At 57.7% G+C, this 22237-nt stretch carries 12 protein-coding genes and 1 pseudogene; 8 read left to right on the forward strand and 5 right to left on the reverse strand.

Going from position 1 to position 22237, the window contains the following annotated elements:
- Positions 1-83 precede the first annotated feature (83 nt).
- Both AB7535_RS38780 and AB7535_RS38785 read left to right on the forward strand, forming a co-directional pair.
- Positions 84-1316, forward strand: coding sequence for a CHAT domain-containing protein (locus tag AB7535_RS38780; RefSeq protein ID WP_439037561.1), 1233 nt, complete (start codon positions 84-86; stop codon positions 1314-1316).
- 17 nt (positions 1317-1333) lie between these two features.
- Positions 1334-2965, forward strand: a complete 1632-nt coding sequence (locus AB7535_RS38785; protein ID WP_439037562.1) for a hypothetical protein — start codon at positions 1334-1336, stop codon at positions 2963-2965.
- A 297-nt stretch (positions 2966-3262) separates the two neighbouring features.
- Here the strand turns inward: AB7535_RS38785 and AB7535_RS38790 are convergent, their stop codons facing one another.
- Positions 3263-7429 (reverse strand): tetratricopeptide repeat protein, encoded by a 4167-nt coding sequence (locus tag AB7535_RS38790; protein ID WP_439037563.1) that lies wholly within the window; start codon positions 7427-7429, stop codon positions 3263-3265.
- Positions 7430-7834: 405 nt separating this feature from the next.
- On the opposite strand from AB7535_RS38790, the gene AB7535_RS38795 reads away from it, so the two are divergent.
- Together AB7535_RS38795 and AB7535_RS38800 are read left to right on the forward strand one after the other, a co-directional pair.
- Complete coding sequence (locus tag AB7535_RS38795) at positions 7835-8635, forward strand: hypothetical protein (protein WP_439037564.1); 801 nt, start codon at positions 7835-7837, stop codon at positions 8633-8635.
- Positions 8636-8637: 2 nt separating this feature from the next.
- On the forward strand, positions 8638-10578 hold the full coding sequence (locus AB7535_RS38800; RefSeq protein WP_439037565.1) for a caspase family protein: 1941 nt from the start codon (positions 8638-8640) through the stop codon (positions 10576-10578).
- 66 nt (positions 10579-10644) lie between these two features.
- Here the strand turns inward: AB7535_RS38800 and AB7535_RS38805 are convergent, their stop codons facing one another.
- The 3 genes from AB7535_RS38805 to AB7535_RS38815 all read right to left on the reverse strand — a co-directional run bounded on the left by AB7535_RS38805 (position 10645) and on the right by AB7535_RS38815 (position 12836).
- Positions 10645-11073, reverse strand: a complete 429-nt coding sequence (locus AB7535_RS38805; RefSeq protein ID WP_439037566.1) for a hypothetical protein — start codon at positions 11071-11073, stop codon at positions 10645-10647.
- Between the two features lie 12 nt (positions 11074-11085).
- Positions 11086-12126: a hypothetical protein gene (locus AB7535_RS38810; protein ID WP_439037567.1), complete on the reverse strand. Its 1041-nt coding sequence runs from the start codon at positions 12124-12126 to the stop codon at positions 11086-11088.
- Positions 12127-12698: 572 nt separating this feature from the next.
- Positions 12699-12836 carry a hypothetical protein gene (locus AB7535_RS38815; RefSeq protein ID WP_439037568.1) on the reverse strand — a complete coding sequence of 46 codons (138 nt, stop codon included), beginning with the start codon at positions 12834-12836 and terminating at the stop codon, positions 12699-12701.
- Between the two features lie 183 nt (positions 12837-13019).
- Between AB7535_RS38815 and AB7535_RS38820 the strand changes: the two genes are divergently transcribed.
- Complete coding sequence (locus tag AB7535_RS38820; protein WP_439037569.1) at positions 13020-16112, forward strand: UvrD-helicase domain-containing protein; 3093 nt, start codon at positions 13020-13022, stop codon at positions 16110-16112.
- 1090 nt (positions 16113-17202) lie between these two features.
- On the opposite strand, the gene AB7535_RS38825 is transcribed toward AB7535_RS38820, so the two are convergent.
- On the reverse strand, positions 17203-18021 hold the full coding sequence (locus AB7535_RS38825) for a PD-(D/E)XK nuclease family protein (RefSeq protein ID WP_439037570.1): 819 nt from the start codon (positions 18019-18021) through the stop codon (positions 17203-17205).
- Positions 18022-18104: 83 nt separating this feature from the next.
- On the opposite strand from AB7535_RS38825, the gene AB7535_RS38830 reads away from it, so the two are divergent.
- The 3 genes and pseudogenes from AB7535_RS38830 to istB all read left to right on the forward strand — a co-directional run bounded on the left by AB7535_RS38830 (position 18105) and on the right by istB (position 22154).
- Positions 18105-19661, forward strand: a complete 1557-nt coding sequence (locus tag AB7535_RS38830; RefSeq protein ID WP_439036634.1) for an ISL3 family transposase — start codon at positions 18105-18107, stop codon at positions 19659-19661.
- Between the two features lie 130 nt (positions 19662-19791).
- Positions 19792-21282, forward strand: a pseudogene (istA, locus tag AB7535_RS38835) (IS21 family transposase); the annotation flags it as partial.
- 8 nt (positions 21283-21290) lie between these two features.
- Complete coding sequence (istB, locus tag AB7535_RS38840) at positions 21291-22154, forward strand: IS21-like element helper ATPase IstB (protein WP_039183785.1); 864 nt, start codon at positions 21291-21293, stop codon at positions 22152-22154.
- Positions 22155-22237: the final 83 nt, after the last annotated feature.

Raw genomic sequence — 22237 nt, forward strand, 5'->3', positions numbered from 1 at the left:
TAGTTGTAGTTTCTATTGCAACCAAACGAGCAACTGATAGTATTCCTGAATACTTTTAGTGGCATCCGTTTTTGAGTTGCCAAATGCCGGACGTTTTCAAGATCCGTATTATGAAGACCGGTGGTGCCGGCGAGTGCAAAATATTTGCCGAATCCAAAGTTGGGCGGGCGGAGGCCGACTCAACCGCCGACAAAGATCTCGTCGATAGGATCGCGCCGTTTCATAAAGAAATGGGGCGAATTGCAAACGCGCGACGCGCGGATCTAAACGAAGTTGAACCCGCTGCCGATCAGCGTGACCTCGGAGCCTCCAATCCAGCTGCACTTCAACAAGCGGAGAGGCTCCAGGCTCGGAGGCGCGATCTAAAGATCACGGCAGAACTCGGAGAGTCCCTCTTCGGGTTCCTGTTCCAGGCAGACGTCGAGCGACTGTTTCGCGACAGCATGAGAGAATCGTTCTCTAACGATGAAGCACTTCCAATTCGAATATTCGTTGAGTCGCTGCCCGAGCTTTCAGGAGTTCCTTGGGAAACGCTCTACGATCAAAAGACCCGTGGATTTCTCGCGCTGTCGCGACAAACGCCGATCATTCGAGCCGCCCAGCGCGACGTCGCGGACCTAACTTGGAAGCGAAAGTCGCGGTTACGAATATTGGGAATGGTTGCTCGCCCTCGCGAGGCGGCCCTCTTCTCCCTTGACCATATCGATGCCGAAGAAGAACAGCGTGTCATGCAGATGGCACTGCAAAAGCTTCAGGATTTGCAGAAGATCGACTTGCACTGGACTCTTTCGGGAAGAAGATCGGATCTGGAGGACGCTGTTATACGGCCGCATCCTTTCAAACCGTGGAACGTCTTCCATTTTATTGGTCACGGTGGGTTTGATCCCGATGAAGGCCGCGGTTACTTGGTTGTCCAAGAGGAGGAGGGCGTTGACGCGGACCTGCTTTACTCCGGAAGCCTCCGAAATACGTTGGTGGGTCCTAATTGCCCACAGTTGGTCGTACTCAATTCCTGCAAAGGCGCATTCACCGGTGCTAACGATCTGTTCTCAAGTACGGCAGCAGATTTGGCACTTGGCGGAATACCCGCCGTGATCGCCATGCAATTCGTCGTATCAGATAAGTTTGCAATCGCATTCAGCAAGAAGTTTTACGATTGCCTCGCGAAAGGCGACTCGATAGGAACGGCATTGGCTGTCACTCGGTCCAATCTGCAAGATCGAAAATTTACCGAATGGATGGCCCCAGTCCTCTATCTGGGCGGCGTGGACAGTCCGATGTTTCTAGAGGGTACGACGGTTGAAAGCTCTCTGTAGATCGGAGCTCCGTGGCAATGGATTACTTTCCCATCTACCTACCAGCTGTATTCATCGCAACATTGCTGGTGATGGTGACGTCTTTTTGGGACTTCCATCTACCATACCATCCAAAGAAATTGAGGTACGCAGTTTCACGACGGCGATATTTCTTGGCCGCTTCAATATACATCGGCATGCATTGTATTCTATTTCTCTGGCTAACTGGATTAATGCAAGCGCTGCTCATATTCGTCGAGCGCTTTACCCGCGACCTAGGACTAGTAGATGGGTTACCTCAGGGCATTCGGCAAACATCGCTTGTCCTATCGTTGCTTATCATCGTCGTTGCTCCGCATTTGCCGGTGCTAAGGACGTTCTTCGCAAAAATCAGGGAGTTCACCCACGAGATCGCCCTCTATCCTAAATCAATCCAACTTTTGCTGACCCTCCTGGCGGCTTCTCGGTTCAAGGCGCATCCGGATGCGAGCCGACAACTCGATAGTAGTCTCGGACGATACCTTGTGCCGGAAGGTCGACTGTCCACCATGATCTCTCCGAATGCCTTGAGAGTTCTCGAAGAGGCGTGGTCGCTTAAGACATTCTTTGCCGGAAATGGTGCCAAGCCAATGTTTTATGGCTTCAATCAGGCTCGCGCGGCGTCCTTGAACAAAGCCGAATTAGATCTCGAAAAAGTACTGCGCCGCACCGCAAAAATAGTCCTTTCGGTAAGCGCTGAGGACCGAAGCCAATTGCGCGCAGTATCACAATTTTTGGCGGAGGATTGCGAGGCCGTCGTCGCGGAGTATCGTACTCTGCTGGCAGAGGCGGTGATGTCCTGCATTCCCGGACCGGGCGGCCGCGAAAAACTCCTAGCGCAATTTGGCTATGAGGTGTCGCTTCCACCGCAGCTGCCCTATTTGTCGATCGTAGTCATATTCGCCTTGGATTGGTTGCTGCTGCTTTGGCCCTTGATCCTGTCACCGTGGATATTGTTTAACCAGCCATTTCCGAAATTCAACGTCATCTCATTCGCTTTGGCACATGCGATATCTTTGACCGCAGCACTTGCATGGGCGATCTTTCCTAAGGCGTCCTATGATTTTGCCCGCCCTTCGCTAAGAGGACTTCCGATATGGTCCTATTGCCTTTTTGGCATAGCATCATTTATCAGCGGATGCTTCGTGTGGACGGGATTGAAGTTCCTGATCCATCCTATACCTGGGATGCCCATGGCGGAGCATCCAGTTCTATTTATCTCCGTCAATTCGATTACTTTTCTGGTTATAACCATTTTGGCGAGCTACTTGATTGATCTTCGGTTGCGCGTTCAGTCGTATGACTACCGAAGGAATCGCTGGCGTGATGGGTTTGCGCTCGCGTTCACAGTCACTGCTGTAGCTATTCTGACGCAAGCGGTACTCTGGAATTTCATTCCTCCAGCATTTCGATTGTCGAGCCAGACGATAGTTTTTCTTTCCCTGATATTTGCAATTGGTTTTGTTGTGGGTTTCTTCGTTCCGTCGGTTTCCGCGGTCTATCTGCAGGCCGACGAAATGATTGCAGACCTGATCCCTAGTGAAGCGGACTTTCTTGCGAACCTCAAACGTCGCAAGGCAGTCGAGTCTCAATCCGTACAAACAAGCGCGCAAACTCCGGCGCCTTCATAGTCGAAGATCCAATATATCTGCCTCACCGGCTCGGGCTGTGCACGGCTTCTGTTGAAAGGGAACGGCTTGCGAAGCAGGGTGACCAAGTTTGCGTGGCCTCCCATTGCCGGCTGCGGCGGAGAGTAGCTTTCGGCGACGCGCAGGACGCCGGAGGTCTGCTTCTATCGTCAGAAGGGCGCCCACCTAGAAGCAGCCGAAATAGCCCGGCATCCACTGATGTTCGCTTCGTTCGTCCCTTGCTAATGAGAAGGTGCAACGACGCCTCTGCCGTTTGTCGTTCTTCGACCAGCTAGGGATTCAGTTGCGAGTGCGTGCCAGCGGACCCGGATATCCTTGGCAGATGAATGCCGCCCAGTACCACGGCCGTGAATCCTGTGTCTTCATCGCAAGCATTGACTGCCGAAGAGCCTCCGCTCGGGATATCTTCTCACTGGATAGAATTTCAGAATAGAATTTCGTCATGAGCAAGCGCGCCGCGGCGTCTCCCACCGGCCAGAGACTCAGCACGAGAGTTCGTGCACCCGAAACCGCAAATGCACGGCGCAGACCATAAACTCCCTCGCCTGCGCGAATGACGCCAATCCCCGTGTCGCAGGCCGAAAGCACGGCCATTTCCGTATTCGTCAGATCGATGCCGGCGATGTCCTCGGCAGTGAGGAGACCATTTCCTGCGGCGGGGGGAAGTCGGCCTCCGCGAAGAAAGGTGTTGGCTCCCGCCAGCGCCAGTCCGGAGCGCAGTAATGGATTGTCGAGGCCGGTTTCAGGTCGAAAGCGAAACTCCTGCTGCGACAGCTCCGTCAAAAGCAGGTCGGATTTGCCGCCGGGAAGCCCGTCCTTCAGGAAAAAGCCGTGAGTGGCGAAATGGATGATCCGCGGCGAACGGCAATCACGGACCGCTCCGGCGGTAGCCTCGTCGCGAGTCAGCGCCGAGACGTTGAGCGCCTCTGCGACGAGTCGCCCCTCCTCCAATGTCTCGGGCAGTGGGCGAAATACAATGGAATTCCTACGCAGATTGCCGGCAAGTGCCTCGCTGGAAACCGATTCTGGCTGCGCGCCACCGTGGTCGACTAGATCGTAGTCCGGGCTGGCCACCACGAGAGCGTCTGTTCCCTCCTCCGCCGAAGCCGTTGGTCGCACGCAATCCCGCCCACAAACCTCGTAGCTGAAGCAAAAAGTATCGATTAGGCGGTCGCCTGAATCTTTCCTGCCGGAAGGAAGCGCTTCGAACGGTAACCTGTTCAAGTCGCCATCCGGTGCGACGATCACCCGCGTGGCTCCCGCCAGAGACGGACGAACGGGGTCGAAGATCGACTTGCGCAGGCGTTCGCCGGCATCCTTCGCGGCATTATCAAGGCTTCCTGGCGCCGCACCTAGATCCCGCGTGCCGCCGTCCGGTGCGTTTTCGCCGCGCACGCCGACCTCGGCTCGGATCGATCGGAGAAACTCATCGATCAGTCCGTCGATCTCGGACGCGAGGCCGAGATCCAACAGAAGAATCCCAGCGGCGTTATTCGAGGGAACGACGAAGACCACATAGCGCTCGACGGCCCAAGCATCCGCCGCGGGCGTTCGAAGAAGTGTCGATATGCGCACGAACTCCAACAGCACGGAGCCGGCATCAAGCGCAGCCGCAACGCTGTCGGGACCAGCTCTTCGAAGGCGCGTCTCGATTTCGAGTTCTGGAATTTGTCTAGCCAAACCAGCCTCCGCCTGATCGTGCTTAGCGAAAAGCCTCGCCAATCGAGTCTCGTGGTCCTTCGGATCAACGTCTCCAGGACCAGCGAGCGAAAGCGCGGCCAGCTGACTGCGAAAATCTTTCAGCTCCTGCAGCGCCGGCGTGAGTGAGGGATACCGGTTCTCGAGGAGGGCATCCCGTTGAGCGGCGAGCGACTCAGAGAGCAGCGACTTTCGTCGTAGCACCAGTTCATATCCGAACCGCACGTCGGCGGCCGAATTCGCGCGGTACCGCGCGATGAGCGCCAAGGCGAGACGGAAATCGTCGGATATCCTATCGATAAATCCCGCCCGCATTCGTTCGGAACCTGCTCGGAACACCCTGGCAATGACCACGTCCATCACGGACGTAGCATCGCGAATGCTGACCATCGCCTCATCGAGGTGTCCGGCTTTGGCATAAGCGACGGCGAGGTCGACGAGGGCCAACGCAAGATTGACGCTTCGAGCTCCCATGGACGAGCTTATTTTCCCTAGGGAGTTCGACAGGAGCTTAATGGCTTCTTCTGGTCTGCCGCTGGCAGACTGTGCGAGACCTTCACCGTGTAGAGCGGCAGCGTATTGGCTGTGATCTTGCCCGAACGCCTTCGCGGCTATCTGTCCCGCTTCGCGGAACAAGTCGACGGCGTCGACGAAGCGCCCGGTCTGGAGGCAATGCTCCGCTTCCCTTTGCAAGCTCAGACCAATATTTGGGTGATCGGAAGGAAGTGTGCGGCGGCGAACTGCGACGGCGCGACGGAACATCTCATCGGCTTCGGGCTGGCCAAACTGGCGATAGAGGATCGCAAGATTCTCGAGGATGATCGCGGACGATGGATAATCCGTTCCGACCGCGTTCTCGATCGCACGGAGTGCAGCCTGATATATGGCTATCGCCTGATAGGGGTCTTCCATGGTGCTGTACACCGACGCCAGGCCATTCAGCGAAAGTGCGTAGTCCGCGTGAGAAAAACCGAGCTTTTCCGAACGGATTTCGATCGCTCGTTTGTAGAGGTCGATCGCTTCGGCGTAATGCCCTTCGGCGTGAGCTACCTGAGCCAGGTTGTGCAATCGGGTCGCGAAATAAGGATGGCGCTCGCCGACACCATCCTTGTCGATCTCCCTGGCCTCCTCGAAACATGCCCTCGCCAGAACAAGCTTTCCTTGGTTCATATGAAACATGCCAAGATTGTTAAGTCTAATGGCGATCGTGGTCCGCCCGATCGCTCCTAGCGCCCTATCGATCTCGACCGCTTGCTTCAGAAGAGGTTCAGCTTCGGCGTAGCGCCCGACGAGCTCGTACAGTAGCCCAAGGTTGCTCATGCTTTGGGCGACACTCGAATGCCGCGGGCCATGTAGCTTACGTTGCAGGTCCAGAGCCCTCGTGTAGAACTGCTCGGCTTCGTCGAACAGTCCCGAGAGCTTGTTCAGCACGCCGAGATTGTTCAAGCTGAGTGCAACGCGGGCATCATCGTCGCCGTACAAATGCCGACGTCCTTGCAGACCGAGCCGCAACAGTGCCTCCGCTTCGCGGTACTTAGCCATGTCCAGATAGAGCCTGCCCGCCTCATCGAAATTGGCGACGGTGGTAGGATGCACGTCGCCCAAGGCCTTTCGACGGACCCCTAATGCCTTAGCGTACAGCTCCTCAGCGTCCGCGTATTCGCCCATGCTTTGGCACGTCCCGGCTAAATTTGCGCGCGTGCTCGCGAGGTGAAGATGATCATCGGGAAGCGCTTTCTCTTCGATTTCGAGCGCCTGCCGGAAAAACTCCCCCGAGGACCTAAAATCATGCCGTGACGCCGCAAGGACCCCGAGACTGTTAAGGCTATTGGCAACGTCCCGATGATCGTTGGCTAGAACGCGGCGACGAATCGCAAGCGCTTTCTCGTTCGTATGCAGCGCCGCGAGATCGCGATCAGTACTGTGGTACACGCCCGCCAGATTGTGGAGATACATCGCATAAGAGGCCGTTTCCGTTTCGCCGCTGGAATCCACGATCGCCACCGCTCGAAGCAAGGCTTGCTGCGCTTCCGTGTGACGTCCGACCGTCGTCAGCATGAGCCCAAGATTGTTGAGCGCCGACGCAAGCTGGGGATGATCGCCTCCGTAGGCGGTTTCCATGGCATAGACCGACACAGAGGCAGCGCCGGCGGCGTCTTCGTATTCTCCGCGCTCGTACTGTTTCTGGACGTATCGACTTAGCATTCGGCCTATCGCGGGAATGTCGGCCTTGGCTAATCCGTTCTCGATACAGTCGCTGCCTTGAGCGAGGCTGAGACGAAGCGCGTTGATCGCATCTCCAGGCCTGCCGCCCGCCAGAAACCATGCGCCAAGATAAAAGAATGCCTGACATTTCTGCGAGGGCGTTTCGGCAAGGGCGTCGGCCTTGTCGATCGTCGTGTATTCGAACAGCAGTTCAAGGAGTACGCGATCCCAAGGGAGAAGCGGCGTACCGGTGAGGGTTCGGCGAGCCAAGCTTTCGGCTTCGTTGGGACGCCCCGATCGGAGAAGGCAAACGCAGCTCAGCCGGTGAGCTAATGGAAAGTCGTCCTGACTGGAGAGGTCCTCGCACAACCTCAGGCATTCCTCGAAGTCCTCGGCCTCATAAGCCGCGAAGCATTGCTCGAGTTGTCGATCGTCCACCATGGAAGCGTATCCTCTCAATGGAAGCCAAGAGAAACATTGCTTCGCTAAAAACAAATTCCTGAACCGGCCTGCCAGGGCGAGAACGTGGGATTTGGATTTCACGGACGTCGACGACCCTTAGACTGGCGTCTCAAGCATCGAACTTCGCAGCACCGACGCATTCCGCCAGACCCCGTTTCGTGCCGCCGAAGACCTAGGCGCTGGGCAATCGGAATGCTCGCTTCGGGTGAGGCTATTTCAACGGGCAGCCGACTACAACCTCAGATCACGAAGAAACGAGTGCTCGCTTAGGACTAATATCGCCGTTGGACCTGGACTTTCTGAAGCCGTCATTGATTGCGCAAGGAGGACAAAAGCTTGGGCGCAAAGACCGACGATCCACCTGTGAAATCAAAACGCTTAGCCGATCACAATCATAGGTCGTTAAACGCGGATTGATGTAACGAAGGTTCTGCGATAGGCTATTGCTTGTAAAGCATTGCGGATGCCCGTCGAAAGGAGAGACCGATGGTGGGATCGAGTCGCCGTATCGCTTGCGCGCCGCGATATCTGCCTCGCCAAGAATGGCCGCGGGCTGCGACCAACGCGATCGCCGTCAATCCAGAGAACCGCCCGCCCGGTTTCGAGATGACTGAAGTGCCGACAGGAAGCGACGGCGAGCGGCTGGCCCTCGATGTCACCCGTTACTGGGGCAGACAAGGTGTCAATCTGACCGTCGGATTCCTCGATCAGCCAGAGCTCGCGTTGCGCAATCGGATCCTCTTGCACCTGAACGCTTGGGGCAAGACCGCGAACGTTCTGTTCGTCGAATCCGCCGACCAGGCGCAGGTACGCATCGCGCGCTGGAGCGCGAAAGAGGCCGCTCCAGGGCAGGACGGCTATTGGTCGTACCTCGGCACCGACATCCTTCTTATCCATCCTGATCGGCCGACCATGAATCTCGAGGCCTTCACGATGCAGACGCCGGATTCCGAATTTCACCGCGTTGTGCGTCACGAAGCCGGTCACACGCTCGGATTCCCGCATGAGCACATGCGAAAGGCATTGGTCAGTCGGTTGAACCGTCAGAAGGTAATCGACGCCTACATGAAATCGCAGGGATGGACCCAGCAAGAGGTGATAGACCAAATTCTCACGCCTCTCGAAGAATCGTCGCTTCTGGGAACGCCGGCCCAGTCGAACTCCATCATGTGCTACGAGATTGACGGACGATTGACGCTTGACGGCGAGCCGATCGTCGGCGGAACGGATATCACGGCGGATGATCACGCATTCGCCGCCCAGATATATCCGAAGCCGCCGGGATAGCCATGCGTGGGCGGCACCACGTCCTCCTGATCGGCATCGACGCCTACGATGGCGGCGGAATGCTGACAGGGTGCGTGAACGACATCGACGTCATACAACGGTTGCTGATCGATCGGGTCGGTGTCCGGCGGGAGCAGATCCGGCGCCTGGCCGCCCCTCGCACCGGAGACCGGCACGAAACCGACGTTCCGGAAAGCGTTCCAACGTTGGCGAACATGCGCGCCGAGCTGACGCGCCTGGGCGGCGACGAGGTGAATGCGTACGACCATGTCTTCATCTACTACTCGGGCCACGGTACCCAGTGTCTCGTCGAGTGCGGCGACAAGCGGCGCTTCTCGCGCGAGGCCCTGCTTCCCAGGGACAAGAAGTCGGGTGCCGAATATCGTCTCCTTTTCGATTGGGAGTTGAACGCGCTGATCGCGCGCATAGCATCGCGCACGCCTGCGGTCACGATGATCCTCGATTGCTGCTGTTCCGCCGGTGCTACACGCGACATGGGTTCGACCGGCGATCGCTTTTTCCCGACGGGCATGACCTACGAAGTGTCGACCGGGACGGCTGCGCCGATAGATCCGATCCGGGGTGTTGCTGCCGGGCTGGGTTCGATCGAACGATGCCAGGTGGTCGCCGCGTGTCGCGACGTCGAGCGTGCCCGGGAATCGGTGGGGGAAGGCAAGCTCGCCTACGGCGAACTGACGCGCGCGCTGAGTGCCCGGCTGACGGCCGTGCCAGATGGTGACCTTTCCGAACTGCGTTGGGGAAGGATCTGGCGTGATATCGAGGCGTCAGTGCGCGCAGCGAATTCGCACCAGAGTCCATGGCTATTCGGAAGCTTCGGTCGCCGCGTGTTCGGCTTCGGCACGGACGAAGTCGTCGACCAGGGCTATGCAATAGTTCGGGAGACGTCTGGCTATCGTTTAGACGTCGGGAGACTCGCTGGAGTGACTCCCGGCGCCGAGATTGGAGTGTATGGGCCAGAGCCTCCATCGTTTCGAGCGTTGGCCAGCCCCGAGGACATTGCCGACCGGAAAGGCACGATCCTCGTCACCGATGCCGATCGCGCGACATGCACGGGAGTGGCGATGAAGCCGTTCGAACTGCCCGAAGCCCCGCGCGGTCGTCTCGTGTCCGTCGGAGATCCGGACCGCCTTCAGGTCGCCCTGTCGCATCAGGACCAGGATCTGACGAAGGCGCTTGCACGCTCATCTCTTGTCAAACTGGTTCAGCCGCAGGACGCCGAATTGACGCTCGTCCGATTCGGGGAGGGGTGGGCTCTTGTCGATGACGTCCACGGGGCGGGGGATAACGAGCACGAACCGGTGCTGGCCGCGATCCCTTCAAACCGCCTCGACCTCGCGCGGGAAGTCGTCGAACATTATCGCGACTACCAGATGCCGATTCGAATGGCGCGAACGTGCCGCGATCTTCCGGGACTGCTTCGCTTGTGGCTCCTGGACTGCGGGGACAAAGCGATCGCTGCTGCCACTGCGCAGGATCCCGACCTGCCGCAGTTGAAGCCCGGAGAGCGCGCACCTTACGAAATCGCGGACGGCGGTCGCGTGGCGATCGTCGCGGAAAATGAGGCCGAAACCAAGCTATGGGTATCGCTATTCGATTGTGCGGCCAGCGGTCGTGTGCTTTTGCTCGGCGTCAAGGACATCCCGAAGCGCAGCAAGCATGTCTTCTGGCTTAACGATACGCTCGGTGATCCATTCGTGGCATCGTTGGCAAAGGGGCGGGAACTCGGTGTGGAGCGAATTGTCGCCATCGGCACAACACGGCCCGGAGTGTCGCTAAACTATTTGGAACGTCATGTATCCTTCGACCACCTCCTCGATCCGACCCGGCGCCGAGATGCGGATGAGAGAGGCAGCCGTGTTGCCGCGGAGCCACAAGAAGTCTGGACGTCGGCCATGACTGCTCTCCGGGTTATACGGGCGTGATAGTCGAGCCGGAGTCTTGAATGGCGGTGTAAGATGAACCTGTCCCCCTTGTCGTTCACCTGGGTCTCACTCGCGAACGAAAGTTCGCCGGTGCCCCCAATGAACGCAGTAGGGATCGTCGTCCTGACAGTTATCCGCATTCATATCGATAGTCAGCGGATGAGCATCCCATTCGCGCTGCGAACGGACGAAATTCTTGATCTCGGTTAGCTTGCCGGCGTCGATCTTTACGGCCCGATCCCTCGGCTGGGGTCCCAAGATACGGTTAAGCTCGCTCTCCTTGCCCGCTTCATGGAACATCTTCACGAGTTCGGCCATGCCGAAGACGCTCACCCTTGAGTCGGAAACAGTCTTAGGTTTCCGTTCAGGCGGCGTACCTGCGGGAGGTTGGCGCCTTGTCGGGGTTTTCCTCGCCTTCTTAACGGCCTTCTTTGTCTTCTTAGCTGAGGCTGATTTGGTCTTTGCTTTCTTGGTCTTATCAGGTTTTTTTGCCATAATGGGATCCAACTATTGTTTGATGACGATCGTCTGTTTGAATAACTTCTGCCTCAGGAATTGTTCGACCGCTTGAGCCGCACCTCTTTCGGGTATGCCTCCCGATGCCGTTATCAGGGTTCCGCCGAAAATGTCGTCGCGGTACGTTCCGATGACCTTCGCACCCGTCGAGTCGAGATACAGTCCGACGGTCAGTTTGTGGATGTCCTGACGCGTTGCGGTCACGCCTAACGTTGCATCGCTCACTGAGAACGCGCCCCCTATCGGCAGAAAGGTAATCTTCGGAGTGCCCGTGCCGCCGAACGTGGTCTGGAATTCGAGTTGGTCGACCATCGTCGGCGGACCCGTCACTTTGGTGACGTCCTTACCGTCGCCGCTGAGATTGGCGAAAAGCGATAGCTCGAGGAAGTCCTGGATGACCTTGTCCATTCCTACCCGGCCGGCGATCGGGTACACGAAGTTCTCCTGGACGATCGAGCGCTTGCAGTAATCCGCGTGAACCTTTCGGATCAGGTCTCCTGCATTGTCGGTGATCGTGAACTGGCGGTCATTCTGTCGTTGTCTGTCGAACGTGCCACTCAGCTTTAGTCCGACTTGAGTGGAGAGAGGAATAGGGCGAAGAAAGTTCACTTCAGGATCGACGTTGTTCGTCACGGTCCCCTGAAGGTCGAAGTTGTAGGCTATGCCGGTATGATAGAGCGTGCTCACCAATTCCTGGGCGAGCCCCGATAGTGTTCCAGGATCGAATGTGAGGATTGAGTCAGGTCGATTGTCATAATCCTTCGCGACTTGCCGGCCTATCGTGAACGACCGATCGTCGAGTTTCTTGAACGGCCGGCCGTCGAATGTCTTGAGGGGCTTGTTGTTACGTTCGTCCGTCAGAAATCCGAGCATCGACTCGATCAGCGCATTCCTGGTCTCACAGCGCACCTGGCGCACGATCTCGTACGTGGAAAGATGTGTGACATCATCTGGCAGCGGATGGATGGCACAGCCGCCGAGGAATGCGGAGGCGAGCAAGGCGCACGCCTTTCGTCCCGCCGAGAAGGTCATATGGCCAAGCCTTTTGAGTATCAATTCATTCTATGATTGAATTATTTCGTATGATCTACCGCCGGGTCAATCCTATCGCGACGACTGTCCACCTTCTTTCCACCATGGGGCGCGCAAGTGAGCGCCGAACAAGGGAGACCAAACATGACGAGGCGCGAACAAGGAAACGGCCGAGGCTAATTAAGCCGAAGAAGGCCCCTCCTTCCGTGGCGGAGCCGGGGGTTGCCGCAACAGTTTCGCAACACAACTGATCTAAGCTGTTGATTTCTTACGGTATAGAGCGGTTTCCGTACCTCGGATAGATTGGACTATGCGTAACATTGCTCGAGCAGGGGCTCCTGGTTGAGTGTGAATATTCGTCGAAGCGACATAGAAAATCTCGAACATGAGGACTGGGGACCAAGTCTCTGAGGGTCCGGGCTGGATTCAACTCCCACGGGCGAACCGACAGCCGTCATATGAAATATGCTCTCCGGCATCGTTTCAAATGCCTTTAATTCTCCTTTGTGGAGATCGTCGCGGTTGGCGGCGCACGGACCCTTATTTCGGGCAACGCGTCCTCAAAGCTATGCTCACCCCTCGCTGAGCCGCAGCCGTTGACCAATGAAAGGCGTGACCTCGACGCATCCGAGCAAATACTCGAACACTTCTTCGGCAAGCAAGCCGGCCCAATTCCGGAAACCGCCCGTTGTCAACAAGATGTACTTCATAGCCTACTTCTACCAAAGCGAGCATCGTTTAGAATAGGCCAATGATCAGCCGTGGGTGCAATCGCAAAATCTCCTTAACCGGCGAAGCTATTTCGAACGTTGGGAAACGTGTGGCCATTGGCTGGGCGCGAAGCACAAGCGCGGGCTATTTCCAGCGGACAGCTGTTTTGGAGTGGGAGTGGAATGGATATTGAGATTTTTGAAACGAAGGAGTTCTTGAAGGCGTTGCGATCAATGAAGATCACCGGCGGCCGCAAGAGCAAAGCGGCCGACCAAGTGCTGGCAATGCGTAGTAGCGTGGGATTGTTTGACGACCCGTTCCAAAGTCTTCGCAAAACCAAAAACGGCGAGAGCCGCATTAGCGGATGTGTGAAATACGATCTGTCGGATTTCTGCAGGCTGATCACCGTTGCGGGCAACGGTTGCGTATTTCTCCTGTTCGTTGGTGATCACGACGAGGCTGACGACTGGCTCGACAAGCACCGCGGGCTTACCATCGGCGCCGTTTCGGGACACTCGCTCGGCAAGACCAAGATTTCCGACACCGACAGCGGCGTGATCATCAGCAACCAGCCCGACAATTGGTCTGGCGAGTTAATCGATAGATTGCCGGAGGACCTGTCCGAGCGGTTATTTGGCGACCGTCCGTTCCGCGAGGTCAAGCTGATAAGACAGGTCCGAGCGGGAAGTCCAGACGATCTTATACGGCGCGCTGTGGAGCACATAGCAGACGAAAATCTTCGCGCGACTCTTTTCGACGTCCTTGTGCTCCTGAATGGGGGAGCGATCGAAGAGGCGGAGAACCGCGCTCTTCTCCATCTTGGCGCGTTCAAGCCTATCTCCGAGCTGTCCGCCGAGGAAGTGCTCGAACTGGACTTGGGGGATGGGGCGAGAAAGGTCCAACTCGGTTCAGTGGAATACAGCGAGTGGGTATCGCGCTTCATGGAGACCAGCCATCCGTTCGACTGGTTCCTGTTCATGCATCCGGAGCAGGAGCGACATGTCGCCGCCGATTATGCCGGTCCTGCCAAGCTATCCGGTGTGACCGGATCGGGAAAGACCAGTATCGCGGTCAAGAGAGCCGTCCGCCTTGCACGCGAGTATTCCGCCGACAGAATCCTCGTCCTTAGCTTGAACCGGGCTTTATGTGAGTTCATCTCAGAAATCGTAGATCATGCCTGCGGATCGGATGCAGCTTTAAGGGGGCGGATAGAAGTCAATTCGCTCTTCTCCGTCTGCCAGACCCTGCTGCGGGAGTTTGAGCCTCAGAATTCGAGGATCTATAGCGATGTGACTTGGGGCTTGGAGGAGCACAAGGACGAAGTCTATCGGGAGTTCTATCGTTGCCTGAGCAACGTGAGGGACGCAGAGGTGCTCCGTCCGATGCACCGGTTGCTTACCTCGCAATCAATCGACGCGGAAAAGTACATCTCCGAAGAGTTCGATTGGATCAGAAGCGCACTCCCGCGCGAGAATCGAAATGAGTACGCAGCAATTTTGCGGCAAGGCCGTGGTTACAAAATCTCAGAAAATCACCGACCCGCAATACTCCAAGGGCTTGCCGGTTGGGAGCGGAAGATGTCGGCAGTCGGCGTCATTGACTACATGGGCGTTGTCACTGCGGTCGCGAGACACATCGAAGAAATCGCTCCGCGATACCGGTCCATTATTGTCGATGAGGCGCAGGACTTTGGTAGCGTCGAGCTTTCGATTATTCGAAAACTCGTCGCTCCGGACAAGAACGATCTCTTTCTTTGCGGGGATGCAGCGCAGCACATCCTACCTAAACATCAATCATTTGAGGCAGCCGGCATCGACGTCAAAGGGAGGTCATCTCGGATCGTTCGCAACTACCGCAACAGCCGAGAAATATTGAGACTCGCTCATCAGATTCTCACCCAGAACTTATCAGAATCGCATTTTGAACAGGGGGAGCTGGAGATTTCGGACCCCGAACTTTCCTACAGGTCGGCTTCTGAACCCTTATTACTTGAGGCTGAGAATCTCAGCATGGAAATCGCCGCAGCAATAAAGCTGCTGGATGCAAACGATGAAATTGCGCAGCGCCGTGGGGCCAGCCACTCGGGTTGCATAGCCATCGTAGGCTACTCCGGTTTCGAGGTGCAACAATATGGAAACGAGATCGGCATTCCCGTTCTCGACGGAGCCTCGAAGTTTCTTCACGGTTCCCGGTTTCTTTCAGACTTGGAACAGACAAAGGGCTACGAATTCGACACGATGGTGATCGTCAACTGCGCGCACGGGCAGCTTCCACCGAGTGGAGCCCCGGAGCAGGAGGTCTTTCGCAACGCGAGCGAATTCTACGTCGCTATGACGCGTGCAAAGAACCAATTGATCCTTTCCTTTTCCGGAAGCGTCTGCAAATGGCTCGCGACGCTTCAAATGGAGGTTTCTCGATGGTCTGATGTTGTCGACACCGACGATCTGCCAGAGCTGGGCATTCCGGGCTTTCTCCAGGAATTTCCTGACGCCGAAAATCTGGACTTAAGCGCACTGACCGGAAGCGAGTTCGTCTTTACTCCGTACGCGCGTGGGTTCGAAGTCGATCTTCAGGAGAGACTCGAGGAGTTGGTTGACGGCCGAGGCATGATCCAAGCCGGTACACAGCGCAGGCTTAAGTGGAGGAATATCGGCAGTCTGCGCGACGACCTTCAATCCGGCGTCGGGGGATTGATCTGGGGACCGGTCGCCCGGAGCGTCATCCAGGATCGATTGACGGAGGCGGCTTTGGGTCTGAGACCCAGCATCCGTTCGAAACCTGCGCGTAGAAAATCTTCAATTCCACCTCAAAGTTCTTCAATTCCACCTGAAATAACAGCCTCGAACGAATCCTTGGATAAGCGGCTCGCCGGCCGAGACGGCGCGTCGAGCGACGGTCTGGGAGATCTTGGGCTCACGACGCGGCAGATGATGATCTTGCATTCTATGCACATAAAAACTCTGCAAGAGTTCCTACTTGCCAGCGACGCGTCTCTCTCGAAGCATCTGACCAAGGCCGTAATCGCAACGCTCAAGGATCGTGCTCGCAGGCTGGAGGGCCGACAATCTGCAGGAATTTCGGCTGAGATCGACCTCTCGGCGAGTTTTCCAAGGCATATTGAGGCGGTCCTTCGGAGGATGGGTGTAAAGCGAATTGACGATCTAAGCCGATTTTCAAAAAACGATCTGTGGTCTCAGACTCAACTGCGTAGCGGTGACGTTCAGACAATCCTTACATTTTGCCGCAGCCACGGGGTGGAGTTGAAGGATCTTTGATCGCTATCTCGTGTAGCGTAATTTAGACCAGAATGATCGCATGGGGAAAAACCAATGGGCGGCCGTAGCGCGATCGGATGGTTCGGCCGCGAGTTCGCGGCGACGCGCGCGCTCGTCAAAGAGCGGAGTCGTTGATCCCGTATCGCAAGCTGGCCGTTCCATGCTGCATCGAGTGCAATACAGAGTTCTTATCGAATATCGAAACTGCCGTTCGGCCCCTCTTCCGTCGTGGCGACGTGGTACATCGCGAGGAGAGATTTTCTCTGGCTCGCTGGCTTTCCAAGATATTGATCGGGGTGCACGTCAAAGAGACGAGCCTGCTGTTTGATCGTTCACAGCCTCACCGCGGGCCAATCATCGATCCAGGGGTTATCGACCACCTGCGCCAGTGTCATTTCGTCTTACAAAGCGCAAGGAAACGCGCCTCATTCGTCTGTCTCCATGGTAATTTCCCCTTCTCGTTCTATTTCCTACAAGGTTCGCGAGTACAGGAAGGGTCGCAAATTCGATCTCTCGACAAATATCGCCGGACAATCAATTGCGATAAGGGTCGGTCGACTGGGCGCCATATTCGTCAACGATGGCGGCTTTCAAATGCATGTCGGTTCGAAAGGACCCTTCGAGCTGGCACGCGCGGAGTTGTCGGAATCCAGCTCCGGAAAATTGCAGCACGGGTGCACTACCAGGCGTCTCTGAGGGACGCGCTTCATTTTCTTTGACGCTCGAGAATGAGGAGCAAATCCAAGTCGAACAGCTCCATGTATAGTCCTTTTATGGATATCTGCCGGCGAGCGATGAACTACGGATATTCACTCAATTAAAAATCGATGGAACGCGAATGTACAATCATATTCGCCTAACTCAACAGAGACCAGAGAGAGGCTATCCAAAAGGCGAAGGCATGTGACCGGCCGCACTCGGTCGATGGAAAAGGAGATTTTGAAATACAATAAAGGAGGTCGATGGCACGTGGACCGTCTTGGGGACGCTGACAGGAAGCTCCGATTTGCCTCACCGGGGGCCTTGCCGTCCGACAAGCGCTGCTGTGAGCAGTTGAAGAGTTTTGCCAAAGGACATTGGGTCACCTCGCTCAAGCTGCCATCATACGGGGCGAGGGCATGACGGTGATGACCGTACCGCTGTTCATCAGCACGATCAGACCACGCTCGGCGCCGGTCACGTCAAGATAGGTGCGGACCTGCGAGCGGTAGTGCTCAATCGACTGATGATCGGGGTTCACGTCGCTTTTCCAATCGACGATCACGGCGGGGCGACCGTCGCTGCTGACCGTTAGGGCATCCGCGATGCCCGCCGTTGCCACAAGGTCGGTGTCTTCGCCCCGGATGGCATAGACCGGAAACTCGGCAAGCAGTGTGGGCCGGAGCACAGCGATTTGAGGGAGCGCAAGCGTCCGCACGACACAGTCCGCCAGTTCCTCCGGCGCGAGTCCGGCTGCCGGATCGCCTGCCGGAATCCTGCCGAGAGCCCGGATAAGCCCCTCAGCCCGTGTGGCGAGCGCCGAACGACTCTCATCGGTCTCGCCCGTCAGGATCTCTTCCATCAACTTATGCAGGATGAGGCCGCGTTCGCGGCCTCCTTGCACGGGAGCGGGGGCTTCGGGCTCAGCGGAAGGGCCATGATCCGAGCTGATCGAGATGTCGGCTTCCTTCTGCTGCAATGCCGTGCCGGTTGCATTCTCGTCGCGGCTCGGTGCGAGCCAGGTCAATCGCACCTGCCGGTTAGCGATCGCCTTGGCCTCAGCGGCGAAGCTCTCGCGAGTCTGATTGTTAGTGGTGCTACCCAAAGCGACGATCGGGTCGAGCGGCAAATGGGACGCATCGAGGGCGGGAAGCGCAGTCAGCGACAGGTCGACCAGATTGATCCAGGCAGACTTAGAAGGCGTTGTCATTCGGCCTGCAATATTGGCTCTGACTCACTTTTGATGCAGTTCGAGGGATGTCTGGCGCTTTGATTTGGGGGAGAATCAGCGCCATGCAGCAGGCACTCCAGCGCTCCAGTCTGGTGCCGAGTGGATTTGTTGTAGAGAGTGCGTACTACGAAGGTGATAAGGCTGTTATTGCGGTCCGGGCGTCGGGAAGCATTGGTCTGTGCCCATCTTGCGGAACGGTTTCCCGACGCGTCCATAGCCGATACCGGCGTCGTGTGACTGATCTTCCCCTTTCGGGGCGGATCGTACAGCTTCTGGTGATTGCTCGTCGCTTCCGTTGCGGCGCCGTCCTATGCGGGCGCCAAATCTTCACCGAGCGCTTCGCCGAAGGGGTGCTGGCACCGTCGGCGCGACGCACGGCAAGGCTGGACTCTATCGTCCATCACCTCGGTCTGGCACTTGGCGGTCGACCGGCAGCAGGCTTCGCAAAACGGCTAATGCTGCCGGTGAGCAAGGATACGCTCCTTCGCGTGGTCCGACGCCGTAGCCGTCCGCCAGCTGATCCGCTCAGGGTTATCGGCATTGATGATTGGGCCTGGCGGCGCAACCACAGATACGCCAGCATCATCTGCAACCTGGAGCGGCGCCGAGTAGTCACCCTGCTCCCGGATCGGGAGCCCGCAACTGCCCAAGCCTGGCTCGCTGCTCATCCCACGATCGCGATCGTTGCCCGTGACCGTGGTGGGGGATATGGCGAAGCGACAGCAAGAGCCTTACCGCATGCGGTACAGGTTGCAGATCGTTGGCATCTGATGGAGAACGCCAGTCGGGCCTTCCTCGATGCCGTTCGCAAATCGATGCGCCAGATACGCACAGTGATCGGCGCGACCACGATTGATCCCAAGCTGCTAACAGCCGCAGAGCGGATCCAGTATGAGGGTTATCTGCGCCGCGAGGAGACCAATGCGGCTATCCTGGCTCTGTCGAAGAATGGCATACCCATCAAGCAGATCGTGCGTCAGACTGGTCACAGCAGGCAGCTGGTACGGCAGGCGATTCGCGGCGAACGACACGATGTCTTCCGGACCCGGCAAAGTTCGTTGGACTTACACTTGCCGTGGCTCGACGATCAGTGGGCGTCCGGCTGCCGAAACGGGGCTGAACTTTGGCGTCGTTTAACGGCGCGTGGCTTCAGAGGCTCGCTCCGCGTCATCAGCGAGTGGGCGACCCGCAGACGAAGGGCTGAAAAGCCCGACGCACGAAAACTTCAGCGGATTCCATCGGCCAGAACGATCGCGCGCCTCATGACAATCGGCGGAGATCTGCTCACGAAAGCAGAGACCGTCACGGTCGCGGCAATCGAAGCTGGCGTACCATCCTTGGTCGAGGCTCGCGAGATCATCGCCGAATTCCACTTGATGATCCGGCGCAGAGCCGAAGCAGGGCTCACGCCGTGGATCGACCGCGCCCGCGCCAGTCTCGTGACTTCCTTCGCCAGCGGCGTCACGAAGGATGAAGCGGCGGTTCGGGCGGCAATCACTTCGCCCTGGTCCAACGGACAGACTGAAGGTCAGATCACCCGCCTCAAGCTCGTGAGAAGGCAGATGTACGGTCGCGGGAAAATCGATCTCCTTCAGGCCAGGCTAATCGGTGCAGAATAATCGGAGCTGCACCAAAATTGCGTCAGAGCCCAATATTGACCCCCTAAGCCGGGGGATCGGCGTCCAAAATTGACCCCCTATAGGTTGGTCTGTTGCGCTGCCTGCTTTGGAATGAAGCAGGTGGTCGAGGATGCTGATCGTGGAGACGATTGCGCGGATTCGGCGCGAGCACTTCATCAAGGGCAAGACGATCAAGGAGATTGCCCGTGACCTGAAGGTGTCGCGGAACACGGTCCGGAAGGTGCTGAGGTCAGGAGAGACCTCCTTCGAGTACGAGCGGCAAGTGCAGCCGCGGCCAAAGCTGGGACGATGGGCAGTAGAGCTCGACGGACTGCTGGCGGCGAACGCGGCCAAACCGGCTCGTGAACAGCTGACGTTAATCCGGATCTTCGAAGAGCTGCGCAGCCGTGGCTATGACGGCGGCTACGATGCGGTGCGGCGTTACGCCAGGCGGTGGAGCAAGGAACGCGGGCAATCGACCGCGGCTGCTTATGTCCCGCTAAGCTTTGCCCCAGGCGAAGCCTACCAGTTCGACTGGAGCCACGAGGTGGTCTTGCTGAGCGGCACCACGGTGATGGTGAAGGCCGCCCATGTCCGGCTCTGTCACAGCCGCATGCTGTTCGTGCGGGCCTATCCGCGGGAGACGCAGGAGATGGTGTTCGACGCCCACGACCGGGCGTTCGCCCTGTTCAAAGGCACCTGCACCCGCGGCATCTACGACAACATGAAGACCGCCGTAGAGACGATCTTCGTCGGTAAAGGGCGTCTCTACAATCGCCGCTTCCTGCAGATGTGCAGCCACTATCTGGTCGATCCGGTCGCCTGCACGCCAGCGTCGGGCTGGGAGAAGGGGCAGGTCGAGAACCAGGTCGGGCTGGTCAGGGAACGCTTCTTCACGCCGCGGCTGCGGTTCAAAAACCTCGACGAGTTAAACGCCTGGCTGCTCGACAAATGCATCGCCTACGCCAAGGTTCATCGCCATCCGGAGCTGGTCGATCAGACGATCTGGGAAGTGTTCGAAGCCGAACGCCCCAAACTCGTTCCCTATGCCGGCCGCTTCGACGGCTTCCATGCGGTGACGGCATCGGTCTCGAAGACCTGCCTGGTGCGCTTCGACAACAACAAGTACTCGGTCGCAGCCAGCGCAGTCGGACGACCGGTCGAGGTTCAAGCCTATGCCGATCGCATCGTGATCCGTCAGGATGGACGCATCGTTGCCGAGCACCCGCGATCCTTTGGCCGCGGCGATACCGTCTACGACCCCTGGCATTATGTGCCGGTGCTCGCCCGCAAACCCGGCGCCTTGCGCAACGGTGCTCCCTTCAAAGACTGGGTGCTGCCAGCCGCGATCGAGCGGATCCGGCGCAAGCTTGCCAGCACCGACGACGGCAATCGGCAGATGGTCGACATCCTCAACGCGGTGCTGACTGACGGTCTGCCCGCGGTGGAAGCGGCCTGTGCCGAAGCGCTCAGTCACAGCGTCCATTCGGCCGATGTCGTTCTCAATATCCTGGCCCGTCAACGTGAACCCGCCCCACCGGCCAACATCATGACGCCGGCCGCACTGACGCTCCGTCATGCACCGATCGCCGATTGTGCCCGCTACGACAACCTCCGGAGGACCATCTGATGGAACGAACCCAAATCTTCGACCTCATGGGCGAACTCAAGCTCTACGGCATGAAGGCTGCCTTCGACGAGATCATGGCAACTGCCGTCAAGCGCCAGCACGAACCTCAGCGCATTGTCGGCGACCTGCTCAACGCCGAGATCAACGAGAAGCAAGCCAGGTCGATCAAATACCAGCTCACCATTGCCAAGCTTCCGCTTGCCAAGGACATCGCCGACTTCCAGTTCGACGGCACGCCGATCAATCAGACACTCGTCAATGATCTTGCTGGCGGCGGCTTCATCGCCCAACAACGCAACGTCGTGCTGGTTGGCGGCACCGGCACAGGCAAAACCCACCTGGCCATTGCCATCGCCAGAAGCTGCATCCGATCCGGTGCCCGCGGCCGCTTCTTCAACGTAGTCGACCTCGTCAATCGCCTCGAGACCGAGACCCGCAACGGACGGCAAGGACGGCTCGCCGAGCATCTGACCCGGATGGACTTCATTGTGCTGGATGAACTCGGCTATTTGCCCTTCGCCCAGTCCGGTGGCCAGCTTCTCTTCCACCTCGTCAGCCGGCTCTATGAGCGCGCCTCCGTCATCGTGACCACCAATCTCGCCTTCGGCGAATGGCCGAGCGTGTTCGGCGACGCCAAAATGACCACCGCGCTGCTCGATCGGTTGACCCATCACTGTGACATCGTCGAGACCGGCAATGACAGCTGGCGCTTCAAAAGCCGCGACGACGATCACGCCACCCGCGCTCGTCTCGTCTCCGCTATCCCGGCCAGCTCCAACGAGCCGAGCGCTACCGTCAAACCGCGGCGCACGAAGGGGTCAAAATTGGACGCCGATGAGGGGTCAAATTTACAGGCCGATTGACATCGACGTCCGTCAGCTTCGACTGACTTCGCGCAGGCAGCTGGCGCAAGAAGGTCGAAAAGCGCCTCGGCCGCTAGAGCCGC

Origin of the sequence: Bradyrhizobium sp. 956_D2_N1_4, assembly GCF_052076025.1 — a bacterium.
Classification (GTDB): domain Bacteria; phylum Pseudomonadota; class Alphaproteobacteria; order Rhizobiales; family Xanthobacteraceae; genus Bradyrhizobium; species Bradyrhizobium barranii.

Bases quoted from the DNA above. Each gene is read 5' to 3' on its own strand.
- AB7535_RS38785 (WP_439037562.1), top strand. From the start codon at position 1,334: ATGGATTACTTTCCCATCTACCTACCAGCTGTATTCATCGCAACATTG.
- AB7535_RS38815 (WP_439037568.1), bottom strand. From the start codon at position 12,836: ATGAAGTACATCTTGTTGACAACGGGCGGTTTCCGGAATTGGGCCGGC.
- AB7535_RS38800 (WP_439037565.1), top strand. From the start codon at position 8,638: ATGCGTGGGCGGCACCACGTCCTCCTGATCGGCATCGACGCCTACGAT.
- istB (WP_039183785.1), top strand. From the start codon at position 21,291: ATGGAACGAACCCAAATCTTCGACCTCATGGGCGAACTCAAGCTCTAC.
- AB7535_RS38820 (WP_439037569.1), top strand. From the start codon at position 13,020: ATGGATATTGAGATTTTTGAAACGAAGGAGTTCTTGAAGGCGTTGCGA.
- AB7535_RS38780 (WP_439037561.1), top strand. From the start codon at position 84: ATGCCGGACGTTTTCAAGATCCGTATTATGAAGACCGGTGGTGCCGGC.
- AB7535_RS38805 (WP_439037566.1), bottom strand. From the start codon at position 11,073: ATGGCAAAAAAACCTGATAAGACCAAGAAAGCAAAGACCAAATCAGCC.
- AB7535_RS38830 (WP_439036634.1), top strand. From the start codon at position 18,105: ATGCAGCAGGCACTCCAGCGCTCCAGTCTGGTGCCGAGTGGATTTGTT.
- AB7535_RS38795 (WP_439037564.1), top strand. From the start codon at position 7,835: ATGGTGGGATCGAGTCGCCGTATCGCTTGCGCGCCGCGATATCTGCCT.
- AB7535_RS38810 (WP_439037567.1), bottom strand. From the start codon at position 12,126: ATGACCTTCTCGGCGGGACGAAAGGCGTGCGCCTTGCTCGCCTCCGCA.
- AB7535_RS38825 (WP_439037570.1), bottom strand. From the start codon at position 18,021: ATGACAACGCCTTCTAAGTCTGCCTGGATCAATCTGGTCGACCTGTCG.